Genomic DNA, 20,260 nt, shown 5'->3' on the forward strand with positions numbered 1-20,260 from the left:
CGGCATGACTGAAGGCAACGAGAGCGCGTCGTTCGCGCTCTTGGACGATTGCGACTCGACCGCGTCCGCGCGGTCGAGTCGTTTGTATTCCGGTTTCGTGCGCGAACGCGTGTGTACGGATCAGGCGCGGCTCGATGAACTCGATGCAGCGGTGGCGCAGGATTTGCGCGACGGGCTCCATGCGATCGTCGTAGGCGATTACGAATTCGGACGCAATCTCGAAAGAGCGCAGCCGGGCCATGCCCCGCTGCGCTTTTTGCTGTATGCGCGCTGCGAGCATCTGTCGCGCGACGAAGTCGATGCGTGGCTCGCGCAGCAGGACGGCGGCGGCCCGCCGTCGATCGCGGGCGTCGCGCATGTCGCGAAGAGCGTGTCGCGCGATGCGTTCGACACGGCGATCGCCGCGGTGCACGACGCGCTGCGCGCGGGCGATTCGTACCAGATCAACTACACGTACCGGCTGAATTTCGACATGTTCGGCATACCGCTCGCGCTGTACCGGCGGTTGCGTGCGCGTCAACCCGTGCGTTACGGCGCGCTGATCGCGCTGCCCGACGGCACGTGGGTCGTGTCGTGCTCCCCCGAACTGTTCGTCGAGAAGCACGGCGACGTGCTGCGCGCGCGGCCGATGAAGGGCACCGCGCCGCGCTCGGTTGATCCGCGCGACGACGCGGCGGCCGCCGCGTTCCTCGCGAACGATCCGAAGAACCGTGCGGAAAACGTGATGATCGTCGACCTGCTGCGCAACGACGTGTCGCGGATCGCGCGCACGGGCACGGTCAGGGTGCCGGCGCTGTTCTCGGTCGAACCGTACGCGTCGGTATGGCAGATGACGTCGACGGTCGAAGCCGGCTGGCGCGACGGCACCACGTTCGCGCAGATGCTGCGTGCGCTGTTTCCATGCGGATCGATCACCGGTGCGCCGAAGCACAAGACGATGGAACTCATCGACGCGATCGAGTCGACGCCGCGCGGGCTCTATACGGGCGCGATCGGCTGGCTCGACGCGCCGAAGAATGAGGCATCGGCAGGCGCTGCGTCGCGCGACGATGCGACCGGCTGCGGCGATTTCTGCCTGTCGGTCGCGATCCGGACGCTGACGCTCGAGGCGGTCGATGCCGACGCTGCCGCCACGATCGACACGCGCGACGCGGCAACGGCCGCTGTCGGCCGGCGACGCGGCACGATGGGTGTCGGCGCGGGCATCGTGCTCGACAGCGTTGCCGCCGACGAATATGCGGAGTGCGAATTGAAGGCGCGATTCCTGACCGACGCCGATCCCGGCTTCCAGTTGTTCGAAACCACCGGTGCGACGCGAGCGAACGGCATCCGGCATCTCGAGCGCCATCTCGCGCGGCTGCGGCGTAGCGCGGATGCATTCGGTTTCCGCCTCGATGCCGATGCGTTGCGCCGCGAGATCGACGCGCGCTGCGCGGCGCTCGACGGCGACGGCCCGTATCGGATGAAGCTCACGCTCGCAAAGGACGGCGCGATCGACATCACGGCCGCGGCGCTGAAGCCGCTGCCCGCCGGGCCGGTCGGCGTGATTCTCGCGTCCGCGCACGGCTTCGCATCGACCCGCGCGGACGACGCGCTGCTGCTGCACAAGACGACGCGCCGTGCCGAATTCGACCGCGCATGGAAAGCGGCGGAAGCGCTCGGCGGCTTCGACATGCTGTTCGTCAACGAGCGCGGCGAGGTGACGGAAGGCGGGCGCTCGAATTTGTTCGTGAAGCTCGATGGCCAGTGGGTGACCCCGCCGCTGTCGAGCGGCGTGCTGCCGGGCGTGATGCGCGGCGTGCTGCTCGACGACCGCACGTTCGGCGCCGAGGAGCGCATCGTCACGCTCGACGATCTGGCGCGCGCCGACGCGCTGCTGCTGACCAATGCACTGCGCGGCGCGCTCGATGCGGTATTGAAATGACGCGATGAACGACCGGGCCGCATGCCCGCAGAACCGGTACCGCCGATCTTCGGCAATACGGTACCCAAAGAAAAAGCGCGGCACCCCGCAAAGGGTGCCGCGCTTTTTTGTCGGACGGTCGCCGGCCGCGCGTCAGAACGAGTGTTCCGGGCCCGGGAACGTGCCGTCCTTCACCGCGCTCACGTACGCCTCGACGGCCGCCTGGATGTTCGGCTGGCCCTGCATGAAATCCTTCACGAAACGCGGGCGCTTCCCGGGGAAAATGCCGAGCATGTCGTGCAACACCAGCACCTGGCCCGAGCAGTCGAGGCCCGCGCCGATGCCGATCGTCGGGATCTTCAGCATGTGCGTGACTTCGGACGCGACGAGCGTCGGCACCGCTTCCAGCACCACGAGCTGCGCGCCAGCATCTTCGATCGCGCGCGCATCGCGCAGCAGCTGCGCGGCGCCGGCTTCCGTGCGGCCCTGCACCTTGAAGCCGCCGAACGCATGCACCGACTGCGGCGTGAGGCCGAGGTGCGCGCACACCGGCACCGAGCGTTCGACGAGGAAGCGGATCGTGTCGGCGAGCCATTCGCCACCTTCGAGCTTGATCATCTGCGCGCCGGCGCGCATCAGCGTGACGGCGTTCGCGAACGCCTCGGCCGGCGTGCCGTACGTGCCGAACGGCAGATCGGCAACGACGAGCGCGCGCGGCTGCGCACGCGCGACGCACGCGGTGTGGTACGCGATGTCGTCGATCGACACGGGGAGCGTGGTGGTGTGGCCCTGCAGCACGTTGCCGAGCGAGTCGCCGATCAGCAGCACGTCGGTGCCGGCGCGATCGAGCAGTGCGGAAAAGCTCGCGTCGTAGCAGGTGAGCATCGCGATCTTCTCGCCGGCCTCGCGCATTGCCTGCAGCTTGGGCACTGTCACGGCAGGCCGGCTCGATTCCTGGAGATAGGTCATGGGAAATCCGGTTCGATGGGGGGAACGACCAAGCGAGGACGCGTCAGCGCGTCGTCTCGCCCTTGACGAAGAATTCCTTGCGGCCGCGCATCGTGTCGATGCGTTCGATCAGCAGCGCCAGGTCTTCGGGAGAGTCTTGCGGGTTCAGGTGTTCGGCTGCGACCGTGAGCACCGGCGTGCGGTCGTAGTGGTAGAAGAACTCGTTGTACGCGTCGACGAGCGAGCGCAGGTACGCGTCGCTGATCTGCAGCTCCATCGGCAGCCCGCGCTTCTGGATGCGCGAGAACAGCACCTCGGGGCTCGCCTGCAGGTAGACGACGAGATCGGGCGCGGGGGCCTGCGGCACGTCGAGGTGCGTCGCGATCGACCGGTACAACTGCCATTCGTCTTCCGGCAGGTTCAGCCGCGCGAAGATGTCGTTCTTCTGCGGCATGAAATCGGCGACGACGGGCCGGCCCGTATCGAGCGCGCCGATCAGCTCGCGCGCCTGCTGCGCGCGCTGCAGCGCGAACGACAGCTGCGCGGGCAGCGCGTAGCGCGCGGTGTCGCGATAGAAGCGTTCGAGGAACGGGTTGTCCTGCGGGCGCTCGAGCAGCGTCTGCATCGACCAGCGCTCGGCGAAGAGGCGCGCGAGCGTCGTCTTGCCGACGCCGATCGGCCCTTCGATCACCAGATAGCGATGCGGGGCGCGCAGGTCGGGCGCGGTGACGGTCAGCGGAGTGATGTTCATCGGCAGCGGTTCTTGTCGGCGTCAGCGCCGGCGGCAAGGGCCTTCTGCATCAGGCATTGACAGGTCTGCACCTTCTCGACGCGCTGATCCGCGACGGAGGCGAGGTACGCATCGGCGCGGCCGCGCGCGGGGATGTCGAGCGCCGGCTCGATCTCGACGAGCGGCACGAGCGCAAATGCGCGATCGGTCAGGCGCGGATGCGGGACGATCAGGTCGGGCTCGTCGATCGAATCGGAGCCGAACAGCAGGATATCGAGGTCGAGTGTGCGCGGCGCGTTGCGATACGGGCGCTCGCGCCCGAAGTGATGTTCGATCTTCTGGCAGAGTGCGAGCAGCTCACGGGCCGACAGCGTCGTATCGAGCTTGACGACGCAGTTGTAGTAGTCGTCGCCGCCCGCTTCGAAGGGCGCCGTGCGATACAGGCTCGATTTGCCGAGGATCGAGATGGTGCGCTGCTGCGCGAGGCACACCACCGCGTCCTTCAGGGTCTGGCGCGCATCGCCGAGATTCGCCCCCAGTCCGATATATGCAACCGTCATGGCATCACTTCCTACGTCGTTCGCCGGCGTGCGCGTCAGTCGTCGGAACCGCCCGCGGTGTCCGGCGCCTGCTCGGCGGCGCCTTCGCCCGGCTTGCGGTTTCGCGCGCCGCCGCGGCGGCGCCGCTTGCGGGGCGATTTTTCCTTCGAGCCGCCCTGCGTGAGGAGTGCCTCGCGCGCGGCCGCGTCGCCTTCGATGAAATCCGTCCACCACTGTCCGACTTCCGCATCGAGCTCGCCGGATTCGCAGCGTAACAGGAGGAAATCATACCCCGCTCTAAATCTTTGGTGTTCCAGCAGCCGCATCGCGCTGCGGCCCGAGCGTTTTTCGAGGCGCAGCTGCAGGCCCCAGATCTCGCGCATGTCGGCCGAGTAGCGCTTGTGGATCGCGAGTTTCTCGGTCTGCATGTCGATCACGTCGTCCATCGCGCGATGGAGCGCCGGCACCGGGAACTCGCCTTCCGCCGTGTATTGCTCGAAGCGCTGGCGCATGTCGTGCCACAGCAGCGTCGCGAACAGGAAACCCGGCGACACCGGCTTGCCGGCGCGCACGCGCGCGTCGGTGTTGTTCAGCGCGAGCGTGATGAACTTCTCGCCTTGCGGTTGTTCGAGCACGACGTCGAGGAGCGGCAGCAGCCCGTGGTGCAGCCCTTCCTTGCGCAGCCGCTGCAGGCATGCGAGCGCATGGCCCGACAGCAGCAGCTTCAGCATTTCGTCGAACAGACGTGCGGCCGGCACGTTGTTGATGAGATCGGCGAGCGCGTTGATCGGCTCGCGCGTGTGCGGCTCGATTTCGAAGCCGAGCTTCGCCGCGAAACGCACGACGCGCAGCATCCGCACCGGATCCTCGCGATAGCGCGTGGCCGGGTCGCCGATCATCCGCAGCAGACGGGCGCGCATGTCGGCCATCCCGTCGTGGTAATCGAGCACCGTCTGCGTCGACGGGTCGTAGTACATCGCGTTGATCGTGAAATCGCGGCGCGCGGCGTCTTCGTGCTGCTCGCCCCACACGTTGTCGCGCAGCACGCGGCCGCTGGCGTCCACCGCATGCGTGCGGCGATCGAGCTCGTCGCGCTTCAGGCGCTTCGGCGGCTCGGCCGCGGCGGCTTCGGGCGGCGCATCGACCAGCGCGCGGAACGTCGACACCTCGATCAGCTCCTGGCCGAACTGCACGTGGACGATCTGGAAGCGGCGGCCGATCAGGCGCGCGCGGCGGAACAGGCGCTGCACCTCGGTCGGCGTTGCGTCGGTTGCGACGTCGAAGTCCTTCGGCGCGATGCCGAGCAGCAGGTCGCGCACCGCGCCGCCGACGATGAAGGCGCGGAAGCCCGCCTGCTGCAGCGTGTCGGTCACGCGCACGGCATTGCGCGAGATCAGCGAGGGATCGATCTGGTGCACGCTGGCCGGCACGACGGTCGGTTCGTGATTGCTGCGCGGCTTCCTGGCGCCGCCGCCGCGACTGCCCTTCGCGGGGCGCTGCGCAGGGGCCGTGTCGGCGGCGGGTGCCTCGGCGGGCAACGTTTGTTCGGCGCCGTCCTGGCCGAGCAGCTTGCGAATGAATTTTTTGATCACGACGTTCAGAAGAGATCGAGGATGCGCCAGCCGCGGTCGCTTGCATGCGCACGCAGCGTGTCGTCGGGGTTGGTCGCGATCGGGTCGGTGACTTTCTCGAGCAACGGGATGTCGTTGTGCGAGTCGCTGTAGAAGTAGCTGTGTTCGAAGTCGTCCCAGTGCTTGCCGAGCGACGCGAGCCACGCTTCGGTGCGCACGATCTTGCCTTCGCGATAGCTCGGCGTGCCGGTCGGCCGGCCCGTGTACGGCGAATCGGGATGCCCGTCGGTCGTTTCGACCTCGCACGCAATCAGCGTGTCGACGCCGAACGCGGTCGCGATCGGACGCGTGATGAACTCGTTGGTCGCGGTCACGACGCAGCACAGATCGCCGGCATCGAGGTGCTTGCGTACGAGTTCGAGCGCGGCGGGCGTCATCGCGGGGCGGATCACTTCGTGCATGTACTGCTCGTGCCATTCGGCGAGCTGCGCGCGCGAATACTTCGCGAGCGGCGTGAGCATCGCGCACAGGTAAGCATGGATGTCGAGCTTGCCGGCCTTGTAGTCGGCGAAGAACTGATCGTTCTGACGCGAGAAGCTTTCCGCGTCGACGATGCCGAGCTTCACCATGAAGCGGCCCCATTCGTGGTCGCTATCGGTCGGGATCAGCGTGTGATCGAGGTCAAAGAGTGCCAGATTAGTCATGGATGCGCATTTTACTCGAAGCGGTTCGGGCCTGTGCCCGGCGGCGCGATGTCGTCGCCGGGACGGGCCAGCATCCGGCGCAGCAGCGGCAGCGTGACGGCGCGCTTCTGCTCGAGCGAGAAGCGGTCGAGCGCGTCGAGCAACGCCATCAGGCTCGGCATGTCGCGGCGGAAATGGGTCAGCAGGTAGGCGGCGATGTCGTCGGTGAGCGCGATCCCGCGCTCCTTCGCCGCGAGCTTCAGTACGGCGATCTTGCCGGCGTCGGACGGCGGCGACAGGTGAAACACGAGCCCCCAGCCGAGGCGCGTGCGCAGATCCTCGCGCACGTCGAGCGCGAGCGGCGCCGCGGGGCCCGCCGCGACGAACGCGCTCGACGGATGCGCGCGAACCTCGTTGAACAGGTTGAACAGCGCGACCTGCTGCGTATCGCTCATCTTGTCGCAGTCGTCGATCGCGTAGATGCCGATGCGCGGGTCGAACGTGAACGCGCCGAGCGGGCTTTGCGGCGTCAGGTAGCGCGCATAGCCGTACGACGCGTCGCTCACGAGCGCCTGCAGCAGGTGGGTGCGGCCGCTGCCGGGCTCGCCCCAGATATAGAACGACCGGTCCGGCACGGGCCCCGCCGCGAGCGCGAGGTCGAGCTTCTGGAGCCGCGAGATGAGCTCGTCGTTCTCCTCATTCATGATGAAGTTGTCGAACGTGGCGGGCGGCGGCGTGCCGAGATCGAGCGTCAGTTGACGGGACACAACAGTCACAATGCGAGTCGGTTGATGAAACGCGCGCCGTACGCCGGGCACGCGCGGGGGGCTGCTCCGGCGCCTGCACACGCGGCCGCACGCACGGCGGCGCGCGCGTTTCGGCGCGGCTCGCGTAGCGATGAAAACGGGGACGTGTCGACCAAGATGCAATCCCTGACGATTCGGTGCTGGGAATTCCGGCCAACGGGCCGGCTTCGGGTAAAATCGCATTTTACCGACCTTCTCGCATTCCCCCATGAATCCTCCGAAATCCGCTCCCGACGCTCAGGGTCTGTCCTACCGCGACGCAGGCGTCGACATCGACGCGGGCGACGCCCTCATCGACAAGATCAAGCCTTTTGCGAAGAAAACCCTGCGCGATGGCGTGCTCGGCGGCATCGGCGGGTTCGGCGCGCTGTTCGAGGTGCCGAAGAAGTACAAGGAGCCCGTGCTCGTGTCGGGCACCGACGGCGTGGGCACCAAGCTCAAGCTGGCCTTTCATCTGAACAAACACGACACCGTCGGCCAGGACCTGGTGGCGATGAGCGTGAACGACATCCTCGTGCAGGGCGCCGAGCCGCTGTTCTTCCTCGACTACTTCGCGTGCGGCAAGCTCGACGTCGACACGGCCGCAACGGTCGTCAAGGGCATCGCGCACGGCTGCGAACTGTCGGGCTGCGCGCTGATCGGCGGCGAGACGGCCGAAATGCCGGGCATGTACCCGGACGGCGAATACGACCTGGCCGGTTTTGCGGTCGGCGCGGTCGAGAAGAGCAAGATCATCGACGGCAGCACGATCGCCGAAGGCGACGTGGTGCTCGGCCTTGCGTCGAGCGGCATCCACTCGAACGGCTTCTCGCTCGTGCGCAAGATCATCGAGCGCGCGAATCCCGATCTGTCGGCCGATTTCCACGGCCGCTCGCTGGCCGACACGCTGATGGCGCCCACGCGCATCTACGTGAAGCCGCTGCTCGCGCTGATGCAGAAGCTGGCGGTGAAGGGCATGGCCCACATCACCGGTGGCGGCCTCGTCGAGAATATTCCGCGCGTGCTGCGCGAAGGCCTCACGGCCGAGCTCGACCAGAACGCATGGCCGTTGCCGCCGCTGTTCAAGTGGCTGCAGGAGCACGGCGGCGTCGCCGACGCGGAAATGCACCGCGTGTTCAACTGCGGGATCGGGATGGCCGTGATCGTCGCGGCGGCCGATGCCGACGCAGCGATCGCCGACCTGACGGCCGCCGGCGAACAAGTGTGGAAGATCGGCACCGTGCGTGCAAGCCGTGAAGGCGAGGCGCAGACGGTCGTGGTCTGACGCACCGCACGCCAGATGCAGCAAGGAAAGCCGCCCGGAGTTGATCCGGGCGGCTTTTTTTCTGGCGCGGCCCGGCGTATCGCCGGGCCGCCGAAGGAGTAACGACGATGACCGAAGACGAACGCGCAATTCGGGATCTGGTGGAAACCTGGTTCGTGTCGAGCCGGCGTGGCGATCTGGCGACCGTACTCGACCTGATCGCCGACGACGCGATTTTCATGGTGACCGGCAAGCCGCCGTTCGACAAGGCGGCGTTCGCGGCCGCGTCGCGCGACGCAAATGCGGCGGCGGGCAATGGGCCGAAGGTCGATGGCCGTTACCGGATCGACGAACTGCGCGTGATGGGCGACTGGGCGTACATGCGCAATTTCATCGAGATCGACGTGACGCCACCGGGCGGCGACGCCGTGCGCCGCTCCGGCCATACGCTGACGATCTTCCGCAAGTCGGATGGCCGATGGCAGCTTGTGCGGGACGCGAATCTCGTCACGCTCGCGCACTGAGACTGCCGTCACCTGGCGGGCGCATCGTCCTGCCATTGCAGCCGATGCTCACGCGGATGGCCGCGCCGCGCCCGCGGCGCGCGCGCCGGCCAGCAGCGGCGGTACGAACATGTACAGCATCCCGGCCGCGGCCCAGACGAGCCCTGGCCACGTGTCGCGCGTCGCCGCGTAGGTCGCGGTGACGACGAGCGGACCCGCGACGCCGATCAGGCTCGCGACGCTGGCGAGCGCACCCTGCAACTCGCCTTGCCGCGCATCGTCGACCTGTCGCGCGAGCATCGCCTGCAGCGACGGCAGCGTCATCCCGCCAGCAGCAAAGAGCGGCAGCAGCGCGAACGGCACCCAGGCGGTCGTCGCGAACGCGATGGCCGCGAACGCGAGCGCATCGCCAACGAGGCCGAGTGCGAGCGCGCGGCGCTCGCCTAGGCGCGCGATCAGCGGCCCGATCGCGAACGCCTGCGCGAGCGTATGGCAGGCGCCGTAGCCCGTGAGCGACAGCCCCGCGACCAGCGTGGACCAGCCGAAGCGCTCCTGCCCGTAGAGGATCCACAGCGTCGCGGGCACCTGCGACACCAGCGCGACGATCACGTAGATGCCGACGAGCGGCGCGAGCGCCGCCGCGCCGTGCAACCGCCTCAGGCTCGCGAACGGATTGACGGCGGCAAAGGCGCGACCGTTGCGCGCAGACGGCGGACGCGACTCCGGCAGCACCCGCCACACGAGCGCGAGATTGAGCGCGTTGAACAGCGCGGCCGCGACGAACGGCGCGCGCAGATGCCACGCGCCGAGCAGCCCGCCGAGCAGCGGACCCGCGATGAAGCCGATGCCCATCATCGCGCCGAGCTGGCCGAAGCGCCGAGCGCGATCGGGTTCGGCCGTCACGTCGGTGACGTACGCGGTTGCAACGGCGACGTTCGCGCCGGTGACGCCCGCGATCAGGCGCCCCGCGTAGAGCCATGCAAGCGACGGCGCACCGGCCATCAGCAGGTAGTCGAACGCGGCGCCGCCGAGCGACGCGAGCAGCACGGGCCGGCGGCCGAAGCGGTCGCTCAGCGCACCGAGCAGCGGCGCGCACAGGAACTGCGCGAGCGCATACAGCGCGAGCAGCATTCCGTAATGGGTACCGGTGCTGCCGGAGGCTGTACCGCCCAGCGAGCGCAGCAGGCCGGGCAGGATCGGCATCACGAGCCCGACGCCGATCGCGTCGAGCAGGGCCGTCGCCAGGATGGCAATCAGGGAAGGATTCAAGGGATACATCCCTATCGGTGATAGAGTGGCGATTATTCCACGATTTCCCCTATCGGTGATAGAGATGAAGGATATGAGCGCGCGGTTGACGCGCGACATGGTCTTGCGCGCGGCGCTCGACCTGCTGAACGAGGTCGGCATCGACGCGTTGTCGACGCGCCGGCTCGCGGAGCGGCTCGGCGTGCAATCGCCGACGCTTTACTGGCATTTCAAGAACAAGGGTGAACTGCTCGAAGCGATGTCGGAAGCGATCATGCTCGAGCGCCACGATGCGTCGCTGCCGCGGCAGGGCGACGCGTGGGATGCATGGCTCGTCGCGAATGCGTGCAGTTTCCGCGCGGCGTTGCTGGCCTATCGCGACGGTGCGCGACTGCATGCCGGCACGCGGCCGCGCGACCCGCACTACGGTGCGGTCGAACGGAAGGTCGCGTTGCTGTGCGGCGCGGGTTTCACGCCGGACGAGGCGGTCGACGTGATGTACGGCCTCGGCCGTTTCGTGGTCGGCTGGGTGCTGGAAGAGCAGGCGCAACAGAGTGGGGACGCCGATCCGTCGCTGCCGGATGCGGCTGCGTATCCACTGCTCGCGCAGGGCTGGGCCGCATTGCGCGAGCGCGGTGGCGACGAAGCGTTCGTGCGCGGCGTCATGCTGTTCGTCGATGGCGCGCGTGCGCGCGTGGCGGCGCGCAAGCCGGGTTGATACCGCTGTCGGCGCCGCAGGTTCAATCGGGCATGTGCCCGTCGAGCACGCGTTCGAGCGCGTCCACCGCGTGCGCGGTCGAGTCGGCCGCGATGCAATCGACGACGACGCGCTCGGGCATCGCGCGCAACCACGTGATCTGCCGTTTGCACAGCTGGCGCGTCGCGAAAATGCCTTTGTCGCGCATCGTCCGGTAGTCGATGTCGCCGTCGAGGAATTCCCACGCCTGCCGATAGCCGACGCAACGCATCGACGGCAGGCCGAGATGCAGATCCTCGCGGCGGCGCAGCCGTTCGACTTCGTCGATGAAGCCCGCATCGAGCATCGCGTCGAAGCGTTGCGCGATGCGCGCGTGCAGCACCGCGCGGTCCGACGGTTCGAGCGCCACCGGCACGAAGCGGTACGCGGCGGCCGCGTCGTCCGCGCGCCGCGGTGCGGCGAGCAGCGCCGACATCGGCTGCCCGCTCAGCAGGAACACTTCGAGCGCGCGCTGGATCCGCTGCGAGTCGTTCGGTGCGAGCCGCGCGGCCGTCGCGGGGTCGACCTGCGCGAGCCGCGCATGGAGTGCCGGCCAGCCGGCGCGTGCGGCGTCGGCATCGAGTGCCGCGCGCACGGCCGGATCGGCGGTCGGCAGGTCGTTGAGGCCCTGCGTCAGCGCCTTGTAGTACAGCATCGTGCCGCCCGCGAGCAGCGGCGTGCGGCCGCGTGCGGCGATCTCGCCAATCACGCGCAGCGCGTCCGTGCGGAATTCGGCCGCCGAGTAGGCGTCGGCCGGATCGATGATGTCGATCAGATGGTGCGGCACGCTCGCGCGCTCGTCGCGCGTCGGCTTCGCGGTGCCGATATCCATGTCGCGGTAGACGAGCGCCGAATCGACGCTGACGATCTCGATCGGACGGTGCGCGGCGAGCGCCAGCGCGGCCGCCGTCTTGCCGGAGGCGGTCGGGCCGAGCAGACAGGCGATCGTCGTTGGACGGGACTGCGGTGAAGCGCTCATTGGCCGCGCATGAAGAGACGGTCGAGATCGTTCAGCGTGAGCTGATACCAGGTCGGTCGGCCGTGATTGCACTGGTCCGCGCGTTCGGTCGCTTCCATCTGGCGCAGCAGCGCGTTCATCTCGTCGAGCGTCAGGCGCCGGTTCGCGCGCACCGCGTGGTGACACGCGAGCGTGCCGAGCAGCTCGTGCTGGCGCTCGGTGAGCACGCGCGAACCGCCGAACGCGTGCAGGTCGGCGAGCACCGCGCGCGCGAGCGACTGCAAGTCGGCGTCCTTCAGCAGCGCGGGCACGGCGCGGATCGCGAGCGTCGTCGGCGACAGCACCGCGAGGTCGAAGCCGAGCGATTCGAGCGTCTCGCGTTCTTCCTCGACCGTGCCGATCTCGACCGGCGTCGCCGTCATCGAAATCGGCAGCAGCAGCGACTGCACGGCGACCGTGCGGTCGGCGAGCGCGTTCTTGAACTGTTCGTAGAGGATCCGCTCGTGCGCCGCGTGCATGTCGACGATCACGAGCCCGTGCGCGTTTTGCGCGAGCACGTAGATCCCGTGAATCTGGCCGAGCGCGAAGCCGAGCGGCTGCTCGTCGTGTACGGTGGCGGCAGCGGGCGACGCGGCGAAGCCCGGCAGCGGCGCGACTGGCGCATTGGCCGCCTCTGCCGAATCGCGCGCGATGGTCGTCGTGCCGTCCGGTGTACCCGCACCCGTGTCCTTGCGGCCGAACAGCGCATCGTAGAGCGCGAGCGGTTGCGCGACCGGCAGCGTGCCCTGCGTCATGCGTGCCTGACGCATCCAAGTGTTGCCCGCCGACGACGATGACGGCGGCGACGAGAAGCCGCTACCGCCCGTGCCGGTGGTCGCGCCCTGGCCGAGCGGCGTATTCAGGAACGACGCGGGGCCGCTCGGCGCCGGCGAGAGTTGCGCGGCATGGCCGCCCGCGGTGGTTTCGGGCGACGCGCCCGCATGGCGCGCGAGCGCGCGCTGCACCGCGTGGAACACGTACTGGTGGATCGAGCGCGAATCGCGGAATCGCACCTCGATCTTCGACGGGTGCACGTTCACGTCGACGGCTTCCGGCGGCAGGTCGAGGAACAGCACATACGACGGGTAGCGGTCGCCGTGGAGGACGTCCTCGTAGGCCGCGCGCACTGCGTGCGTGAGCAGCTTGTCGCGCACGAAGCGGCCGTTGACGAAGAAGTATTGCTGGTCGGCGCGGCCGCGGCTGGCGGTCGGCAGGCCCGCGCAGCCGTAGACAGCCAGCGGGCCGGCCTGCTCGTCGAGCGGCAGGTGCGCGGTCGCGAAGCTGTCGCCGAGAATCTTCGCGACCCGCACTGCGGGCTCGGTCGCGTTCCAGTGCTCGACGGCCTTGCCGTTGTGCAGCACCGAGATCGCGACGTCCGGCCGCGCGAGCGCCGCGCGGCGGATCATTTCGAGGCAGTGGCCGAACTCGGTCTGCTCGCTCTTCAGGAATTTGCGGCGCGCGGGCGTGTTGAAGTACAGCTCGCGCACCTCGATCGTCGTGCCCACCGCGCCGGCGGCCGGCGACAGCGCGCCGGTGGTCGCGTCGATCTTCGTCGCATGCGCGACGTCGGCCGTGCGGCTCGTGATCGACATCTCGGCGACCGACGCGATCGACGCGAGGGCTTCGCCGCGAAAACCCAGCGTCGCGACCGCCTCGAGCTCCTCGAGCGAGCGGATCTTGCTCGTCGCGTGACGCATCAGCGCGAGCGGCAGTTCGGCGGGAGGGATGCCGCAGCCGTCGTCGGTGATCGAGATGCGCTTGACGCCGCCTTCCTCGAGCACGATGCGCAGCGTCGTTGCGCCGGCATCCATCGCGTTCTCGAGCAGCTCCTTGACGACAGACGCCGGGCGTTCGACGACCTCGCCGGCAGCGATCTGGCTGATCAGCTGGTCGGGCAGGGGCTGGATCGCGCGTAGCGGGCGCGGAGCAGGGGCGGGCGCGGCGCCCGCGCCCGTTTCGGTGATTTCGGACATGGCCAAATTATAGCGAGGCGGCGTGAGCGTGCCGGGGCGGCGGCGGTTACGTTTTTTCACGGAGCCTTAAGGTAGTTTCGGTATGATGGCTCCGTTCCGCGCGCCGCCTTGTCCGGCGCGCGCTTTCGCATTTTTCGGCCGTTCGGGCCCTTTCGCCATCGAGGAATCGCATTTGGATACGCTGCTTCATTTCGTCAACCTGGTCCTGCATATCGACGCGTTCCTCGGCGACTTCATCCGGCAGTACGGTGCGTGGGTGTATCTGGTGCTGTTCCTGATCGTGTTCTGCGAGACGGGCCTCGTCGTGCTGCCGTTCCTGCCGGGCGATTCGCTGCTGTTCATCGGCGGCGCGTTCGCGGCGACGGGCGACATGAACGTCGCCGCGCTGATCGTGCTGCTGCTCGTCGCGGCGACTGCCGGCAATACCGTGAACTACATGATCGGCCGCTGGATCGGGCCGAAGGTCTTCAATACGCATATTCCGGTGCTCGAGCGCTTTCTCGATCGCGCCGCGCTGCAGAAGACCCACACGTTCTACGACAAGCACGGCGGCAAGACGATCGTGCTTGCGCGCTTCATTCCGGTCGTGCGCACGTTCGCGCCGTTCGTCGCCGGCGCGTCGTCGATGAGCATCGCGCGCTTCCAGCTGTTCAACGTGATCGGCGCGCTGGTCTGGGTGCTGCTGCTGGTGCTGCTCGGCTACTTCTTCGGCAATATTCCGTTCATCCGCCAGTATCTGAACGTGATCGTGCTGGCAGGGATCGGTGCGGCGATCGTGCCGGTTGCGCTGGGCGCGCTGTGGAAGCTGGTGCGCGGGCGGCGATCGGGCAGTACGCCGAACGCGGGCGGCCATTGAGCCGAGCGTTTTCGCTCCGGCGCAGTAACAAAGCGTGGCGGTTGCCACGCTTTTTTTTCGTCCGTGCGGGCCGACCGATTGCCGATTTGCGGTACCGGCCGATCCCGTTGCTCGACGTCGGCTGCCTCGGTCAGAACCCCGCGGACCGGCGGCGACGCTGTTTCGTCAGGCCGTGCGATGCGAGATCGGCGTTTCGGGCGTCGGGTATTGCGCGTCGCGGAACGTCTCGAGAATCACGCGGTTGGTATCGCAGTACACCTGCCAGTAATTCTCCGGCTGCGTCGACGGACGCACGAACAGCAGCGGGCCTTCCGGCGTGAACTGCAGCACGCCGACGTCCGGCGCCGGCACTTTCAGCACGTTCGGGATCAGCTGGATCTGCGTCTTCAGGCGATTGATCGCATCGGCCGCGTCGACGCCGTTCGCGATCTTGGCGGTCAGGTCGACGCGGCGATGCGGCGTCGCGCTGTAGTTCGCGATGTTGTCCGAGAAGATCTTGTTGTTGCCGACGATCGTCACGACGTTGTCGGCGGTGATGATCGTCGTGCCGAACAGGCCGAGCTCCTTCACCGTGCCGGTGACGCCGCCCGCGCTGATCACGTCGCCGATCTTGAACGGACGCAGTACCTGCATGAACACGCCGGCGGCGAAGTGGGCGAGCAGGCCGCCCCAGGCGGTGCCGATCGCGAGGCCGAGGCCGGCGAGCAGCGCGGCGAACGACGTGGTCTGCACACCGAAGATCTGCAGGATCGCGAGGATAAGCAGGATCGTCAGCAGCACGCTGACGACCGAGGTCAGGTAGTCGGTGAGCGTCGGATCGACCTTGCCGCTGCGGCGCACGACCTTGCCGAGCAGGCGCGTGGCGATGCGGATCGCCCAGCGGCCGACGAACCATAAGACGATCGCGGCGAGAAGGTTGAGGCCGAAGTCGAGACCGCGGGTCATCAGGAATTGCTGGGCGGATTCCAGGTTCAGCATGAAGGCTCCAAGGCGGGTTTAAAGAAGGGCCAACGGCCGATAATCGTCGCACGGTTATAACCGACCTGTGAGACCGAGACAACTACCGCGCCTGCGTGTGCGCTGGTATCGAAAACGTTTCAATCAGCACGACGCACGCCGTTTTCCCCCGGCGCGAACATTGTTAAATCCGCAGCGCAATCCGAATTAATTACAGCCTATTACCGAAGGGTCGCGGTTGCGGACTGATCCTGTAGTTTTCGGACTAAATTCGGACGCGTCCTACTTCCATGCGATAATGCCGGCGTTAGGGAGACCTGCGCTGTAAGTTGCGAGAACCTGAGCGGACAGTGCGATTGCCGGAGCGGGATCGACCACCCCGATAACAGGCGCAGACGGCCGGCTGGCAAGGCCGGGCGCGGTTTTAAGACGTACCGTCGTTTCGGTTATTTCCCATGAATTTCTGAAGTTCGTTCGCCATCGAGCCTGAATCCGTGGCGGAAATTGACATGCAGTAACCATTTCTTCTGCTGTCACAGAGGGTGGGTTTGTTGCTTTTTCGGTCGCCAATGGCCGAAAGAATGCAAATTTAAGTGAAGAATTTTTGAGCGGTCGATGGCCTGATCGAGCCAATCGACTGATGAAAAAGCGGCCGGGTGTTCGGGGGGATGCGTTGATTGAACGCCCGGGAAATGACGCTGGCAAATCAATAGTAAAAAGTCTTGACCTCAAGATCCATGAAAAAGAGTTTATTGGCAATCTCCGTTCTTGCCGCTTTGGCGCTTTCGGGGTGTGGGACCTATCCGGATTGGATACCCGCTTCCGGTGCGTCTCGCCAGAAGGTGCAGCAAGCACCCGAGACCGGCGGGCGCATCGAAGGCATTCAACTGGTGGACGTCAACGACACGTTGGCGAGGAAGCTTGCCGATAGCAAGAAGCTGGGCCAGTTCGCGACCATCTTTCCGAGTGCGGTTACCAATAACTACTTGATCGGCCCGGGCGACGTCATCGAGGTGACGATCTGGGAGGCGCCGCCGGCGATGCTGTTCAGCACGCTGGCGCCCGCGCAGCCGATGACGACGGCCACGGCCAATAGCGTCACGTTGCCCAACCAGATGGTGGCCTCGGACGGCACGATCACCATCCCGTTCGCGGGGCGGATCGCCGTCAAGGGGCGGACGACCGAGCAGATCGAGGCGAGCATCGTCAGCCATCTCAAGGGCAAGGCGAATCTGCCGCAGGTGCTCGTCAGCGTCACCAAGAACAATGCGTCGAACATCACGGTCGTGGGTGAGGTCAACACGAGCGCACTGATGCCGTTGACCCCGAAGGGCGAGCGTCTGCTCGATGCGCTGGCATTCGCCGGCGGCGTGAAGCAGTCGGTCAACCGCATGGCCGTGCAGCTTTCGCGAGGCAGTGTCACTGCAACGATGCCGCTCGATTCGGTCATTCGCGACCCGCGCCAGAACATCGTGCTCAAGCCGGACGATGTCGTGACGGCGCTCTTCCAGTCGCAAAGCTTCTCGGTGTTGGGCGCGACGGGCAAGAACGACGAGATTCCGTTCGAGGCGCAAGGCATTTCGCTGGCCCAGGCGCTCGCGCGTTCGGGTGGTCTCAACGACAACCGTGCCGACGCGCGTGGCGTGTTCGTGTTCCGGTTCGAAGACGCGAAGCTGGTCGATGCGCAGGACAAGACGGTTCGGGCTGTCAATGGCACGGTGCCGGTGGTCTACGAGATCAACCTGCGGGATCCCGCCGCGTTCTTCGTGACGCAGAATTTCCCGATTCAGAATCATGACGTGATTTACGTCTCGAACTCGCCCGAGGTCGAGTTCAAGAAGTTCCTGACGCTCGTCGTGATGGTGGCCAGTCCGGCGGCAACCATCAACCGGGAACTGGAGTAAGTCGCGATGGCGGGAAAGGTGCGTACTCCGATGGAGATCACGGTTTCGGTCTGGCGCGCGATGTTTCTGCGCGAGGCGTTGGATCGCCTCTTTGAGGCACGGGCGGCCTGGCTCTGGCTACTGCTTGAGCCTGTGTTCTATATCGCGATCCATGCCTTTGGATATATCACGTTCCACATTCACCAGATTGGTGGAATCGAGATAACCATGTGGATTATCGCGGGCTTTATCGGATTTCTGCTCTGGCGGCGTACCTGGGTCCAGGTGTTGCATGGGATCGATTGCAACAAGGCCTTCTTCGTATACCGGCAGGTCAAGCCCTTCGACGCGGCGTTCATGCGGGCCGTCCTCGAGTTGTTTCTGATGATTCCGGTTTCAATCATCATCTTCTTTATCGCAATCGCTGCGGGCCGAATGATCACGCCGGGTATGCTCAATCCGGTTTTGTTGCCGGTCGATCCATTGCTGATGATTGTCAGCATTTTCGGGCTGTGGTTGTTTGCGCTTGGCTTCGGTCTGATTACTTCGGTTGCGATGAAATTCGTTCCGGAACTCGATCACGTATTTAAAATACTTTTTCTGCCGTTGTTTTACATCTCCGGGGCGATGTTTCCGATTGCGCTGGTGCCAACGCCTTACCGTGAGATATTGCTGATCAATCCGGTTGTCCATGGCGTTGAGCTGCTGCGGCTTGGATTTTTGCCTTCATATCACACGCTCCCGGAAGTGAGCCTTGCCTACCTATATGAAGGCGGGATCATATTTATGCTTGCTGGTCTGATGCTCTATCGGCGATTTGCAAAAAAGCTGGTGATGAAATGATCATTATCGAAGATGTTCATAAGCGATATCTGACAGAGCACGGTGCGGGCAAGTGGGTACTGCAGGGTATCAACATGACGATTCCACCGAAACGGAATATTGCTCTGATCGGTGTGAACGGTGCAGGCAAGTCGACACTGCTGCGCATTATTGGGAACGTTGATTATCCGACCAAGGGGCGGGTCGAACGGCGCTGTCGCGTGTCCTGGCCGGTCGGTGGAGGAGGATTGGAAGGGACGTTGACCGGGCGTCAGAATACGAAATTCGTTTGCAGAGTATACGGCCGTGAAGACGAGTTGAAGGATCGACTCTCGTTTATTCAGGACTTCACCGAACTGGGTGATTCATTCGACGAGCCTGTGCAGACGTATTCGTCTGGGATGCGATCGCGTCTCCAGTTTGCGCTGTCGATTGCTTTCGATTTCGATGTCTATATTTCGGACGAGGTGACGGCCGCAGGCGATGCCAGATTCAGAAAAAAGGCTGCAGATGCTTTCAAAAGCAAAGTCGATCGAGCAAGTGTGATCATGGTGTCTCATGACGAAGGCACGCTAAAACAGTTTTGCCAGTCCGGTATCTGGATCAATGGTGGTAAGGCATATTGGTTCGATGAACTTGATGAAGCATTGAGGGCTTATAAGGACGCTATCTTGGTATGAAAGAACTAACAGTGAGCAGAGGGGGGCGCATTGGTGCCAAGCTGGCGGCAGCATATGGTAAGGGGAAGTCGACGCTTTTTTCGATGGGGTTATTTCGACTGATTATCAAGATGATCTTGATGTATGCGGTGCTTGCCACAGTGTATTGGCTATTCATCGCTTCCGATCGATTTGTGTCGGTTGCCAACGTAATTATCCGATCCACTGATCAGATCAGCAGTCCGAGTGTCGACGTATCAACGCTCGTTCCCGGCGCTGGTGGTCCCAATCGCGGCGATCAACTGCTGTTGCGCGAATATCTTCTGTCGGAAGATGTTCTTAAGAAGCTCGATGTCGCTTTGGATTTACGCTCTCATTTCAGCGATGGGCATCGAGATCCCGTCTCACGGATGTGGTTCAAGAACGCACCGATGGAGTGGTTCTATCACTATTGGCTGTCACGTGTCGATGTCGAGTACGACGACTACAGCGGTGTATTGCGTATCCAGGCGCAGGCCTATGATTCAAAAACCGCGCAGGAAATCGTCAATTTCATGGTTCGCGAGGGTGAAGCACACATGAATCAGATTGATCATGAATTGGCTTTTTCGCAAGTGCGCTTCCTCGAGCGGCAGGTGACGCTTGCGCATGGAGGTCTTCTGGACGCGACACATGCGCTGATCGATTTTCAGAATCGCAAGGGGTTAATGGCGCCACAGGCAACGGCGGAGAGCCAGAATGCGTTGATCGACAAGCTCGAAGCGCAGAAGGTTGACGTGCAGACGCAAATTGCTGCATTACCTCCGACGTTGAACCCGGATCAGCCCACCGTGGTGATGCTTCGGAACAACCTTAACGCGCTTCAAAAGCAGATCGCGCAGAAGCGGGCTGAACTGGCGTCACCATCGAAAGGGACGCTCAACTACACCGTAGAGGAGTTTCAGCGCTTGCAGATGCAGGTGAGCTTCGCACAGGACTTGTATAAAACCGCGCTTTCGGCGCTTGAGAAAGGGCGGATGGACGCAGCCCGTACGCTCAAGAAGGTTTCAATCCTGCAAGCACCGACGAGACCGAGCTATCCATTGCAGCCGAAGCGGCTCTATAACGCATTTCTGACTCTGCTGCTTGCTGCCTCATTGATTGGTGTTCTGAAGCTACTGGAAAGCATCATTCGCGATCACGTAGATTGAATTTCGGGGGAAT

The 20,260-nt window shown here is 65.0% G+C and carries 19 protein-coding genes; 9 read left to right on the forward strand and 10 right to left on the reverse strand.

The annotated features are described in order from the left end of the window. The first annotated feature begins 4 nt into the window (after positions 1 to 4). Positions 5 to 1,924: a chorismate-binding protein gene (locus tag WI26_RS03245; RefSeq protein WP_069225163.1), complete on the forward strand. Its 1,920-nt coding sequence runs from the start codon at positions 5 to 7 to the stop codon at positions 1,922 to 1,924. Between the two features lie 132 nt (positions 1,925 to 2,056). Here WI26_RS03245 and panB read toward each other — a convergent pair whose 3' ends face one another. Genes panB through hda form a run of 6 tightly spaced genes read right to left on the reverse strand, consistent with a single transcriptional unit; the run spans position 2,057 to position 7,141 of the window. Beyond that, positions 2,057 to 2,872 carry a 3-methyl-2-oxobutanoate hydroxymethyltransferase gene (gene panB / locus WI26_RS03250; protein ID WP_069225164.1) on the reverse strand — a complete coding sequence of 272 codons (816 nt, stop codon included), beginning with the start codon at positions 2,870 to 2,872 and terminating at the stop codon, positions 2,057 to 2,059. A gap of 43 nt (positions 2,873 to 2,915) precedes the next feature. Next, entirely contained in the window at positions 2,916 to 3,602 is a 687-nt protein-coding gene (locus tag WI26_RS03255; protein ID WP_059465459.1) for a deoxynucleoside kinase, read from the reverse strand. Then, positions 3,599 to 4,141, reverse strand: coding sequence for a 2-amino-4-hydroxy-6-hydroxymethyldihydropteridine diphosphokinase (gene folK / locus WI26_RS03260; protein WP_059465460.1), 543 nt, complete (start codon positions 4,139 to 4,141; stop codon positions 3,599 to 3,601). Before folK ends, WI26_RS03255 begins: the two co-directional genes overlap by 4 nt. Positions 4,142 to 4,176: 35 nt before the next feature. Beyond that, positions 4,177 to 5,712: a polynucleotide adenylyltransferase PcnB gene (pcnB, locus tag WI26_RS03265; protein WP_059538295.1), complete on the reverse strand. Its 1,536-nt coding sequence runs from the start codon at positions 5,710 to 5,712 to the stop codon at positions 4,177 to 4,179. 5 nt (positions 5,713 to 5,717) lie between these two features. Continuing rightward, a complete protein-coding gene (locus WI26_RS03270; RefSeq protein WP_044844056.1) occupies positions 5,718 to 6,395 on the reverse strand; it encodes an HAD family hydrolase in 678 nt (225 codons plus the stop codon). 11 nt (positions 6,396 to 6,406) lie between these two features. Beyond that, on the reverse strand, positions 6,407 to 7,141 hold the full coding sequence (gene hda, locus WI26_RS03275; RefSeq protein ID WP_044844057.1) for a DnaA regulatory inactivator Hda: 735 nt from the start codon (positions 7,139 to 7,141) through the stop codon (positions 6,407 to 6,409). Between the two features lie 247 nt (positions 7,142 to 7,388). On the opposite strand from hda, the gene purM reads away from it, so the two are divergent. Further along, positions 7,389 to 8,444, forward strand: a complete 1,056-nt coding sequence (gene purM / locus WI26_RS03280) for a phosphoribosylformylglycinamidine cyclo-ligase (protein ID WP_059916427.1) — start codon at positions 7,389 to 7,391, stop codon at positions 8,442 to 8,444. 107 nt (positions 8,445 to 8,551) lie between these two features. Then, positions 8,552 to 8,947, forward strand: coding sequence for a YybH family protein (locus WI26_RS03285; protein ID WP_069225165.1), 396 nt, complete (start codon positions 8,552 to 8,554; stop codon positions 8,945 to 8,947). A gap of 48 nt (positions 8,948 to 8,995) precedes the next feature. Here the strand turns inward: WI26_RS03285 and tet are convergent, their stop codons facing one another. Further along, a complete protein-coding gene (gene tet / locus WI26_RS03290; RefSeq protein WP_069225166.1) occupies positions 8,996 to 10,204 on the reverse strand; it encodes a Tet(A)/Tet(B)/Tet(C) family tetracycline efflux MFS transporter in 1,209 nt (402 codons plus the stop codon). Positions 10,205 to 10,259: 55 nt separating this feature from the next. On the opposite strand from tet, the gene tetR reads away from it, so the two are divergent. Beyond that, on the forward strand, positions 10,260 to 10,892 hold the full coding sequence (tetR, locus tag WI26_RS03295; RefSeq protein WP_069225167.1) for a tetracycline resistance transcriptional repressor TetR: 633 nt from the start codon (positions 10,260 to 10,262) through the stop codon (positions 10,890 to 10,892). A 22-nt stretch (positions 10,893 to 10,914) separates the two neighbouring features. On the opposite strand, the gene miaA is transcribed toward tetR, so the two are convergent. Continuing rightward, the gene (miaA, locus tag WI26_RS03300; protein ID WP_069225168.1) at positions 10,915 to 11,889 is read right to left on the reverse strand and encodes a tRNA (adenosine(37)-N6)-dimethylallyltransferase MiaA; all 975 of its coding nucleotides are present in this window, start codon (positions 11,887 to 11,889) and stop codon (positions 10,915 to 10,917) included. Next, positions 11,886 to 13,880, reverse strand: a complete 1,995-nt coding sequence (mutL, locus tag WI26_RS03305; RefSeq protein WP_059511036.1) for a DNA mismatch repair endonuclease MutL — start codon at positions 13,878 to 13,880, stop codon at positions 11,886 to 11,888. The genes miaA and mutL overlap by 4 nt, the downstream gene beginning before the upstream one ends. A gap of 172 nt (positions 13,881 to 14,052) precedes the next feature. Here mutL and WI26_RS03310 point away from each other — a divergent pair, with 172 nt between their 5' ends. Then, positions 14,053 to 14,736: a DedA family protein gene (locus WI26_RS03310; RefSeq protein WP_059511037.1), complete on the forward strand. Its 684-nt coding sequence runs from the start codon at positions 14,053 to 14,055 to the stop codon at positions 14,734 to 14,736. A gap of 165 nt (positions 14,737 to 14,901) precedes the next feature. On the opposite strand, the gene WI26_RS03315 is transcribed toward WI26_RS03310, so the two are convergent. After that, complete coding sequence (locus tag WI26_RS03315) at positions 14,902 to 15,714, reverse strand: mechanosensitive ion channel family protein (RefSeq protein ID WP_069225169.1); 813 nt, start codon at positions 15,712 to 15,714, stop codon at positions 14,902 to 14,904. A gap of 716 nt (positions 15,715 to 16,430) precedes the next feature. On the opposite strand from WI26_RS03315, the gene WI26_RS03320 reads away from it, so the two are divergent. From WI26_RS03320 to WI26_RS03335, 4 genes are read left to right on the forward strand one after another with little or no spacing between them, the layout of a single operon-like run. Further along, positions 16,431 to 17,597, forward strand: a complete 1,167-nt coding sequence (locus WI26_RS03320) for a polysaccharide biosynthesis/export family protein (protein WP_069225170.1) — start codon at positions 16,431 to 16,433, stop codon at positions 17,595 to 17,597. Between the two features lie 6 nt (positions 17,598 to 17,603). Further along, positions 17,604 to 18,419: an ABC transporter permease gene (locus WI26_RS03325; RefSeq protein WP_069225171.1), complete on the forward strand. Its 816-nt coding sequence runs from the start codon at positions 17,604 to 17,606 to the stop codon at positions 18,417 to 18,419. After that, positions 18,416 to 19,078 carry an ABC transporter ATP-binding protein gene (locus WI26_RS03330; protein WP_069225172.1) on the forward strand — a complete coding sequence of 221 codons (663 nt, stop codon included), beginning with the start codon at positions 18,416 to 18,418 and terminating at the stop codon, positions 19,076 to 19,078. Before WI26_RS03325 ends, WI26_RS03330 begins: the two co-directional genes overlap by 4 nt. Next, positions 19,075 to 20,247 carry a chain-length determining protein gene (locus WI26_RS03335; protein ID WP_236849290.1) on the forward strand — a complete coding sequence of 391 codons (1,173 nt, stop codon included), beginning with the start codon at positions 19,075 to 19,077 and terminating at the stop codon, positions 20,245 to 20,247. Before WI26_RS03330 ends, WI26_RS03335 begins: the two co-directional genes overlap by 4 nt. The last annotated feature ends 13 nt before the right edge of the window (positions 20,248 to 20,260 follow it).

It is taken from the genome of Burkholderia diffusa (assembly GCF_001718315.1).
Taxonomy (GTDB): Bacteria; Pseudomonadota; Gammaproteobacteria; order Burkholderiales; family Burkholderiaceae; genus Burkholderia; species Burkholderia diffusa_B.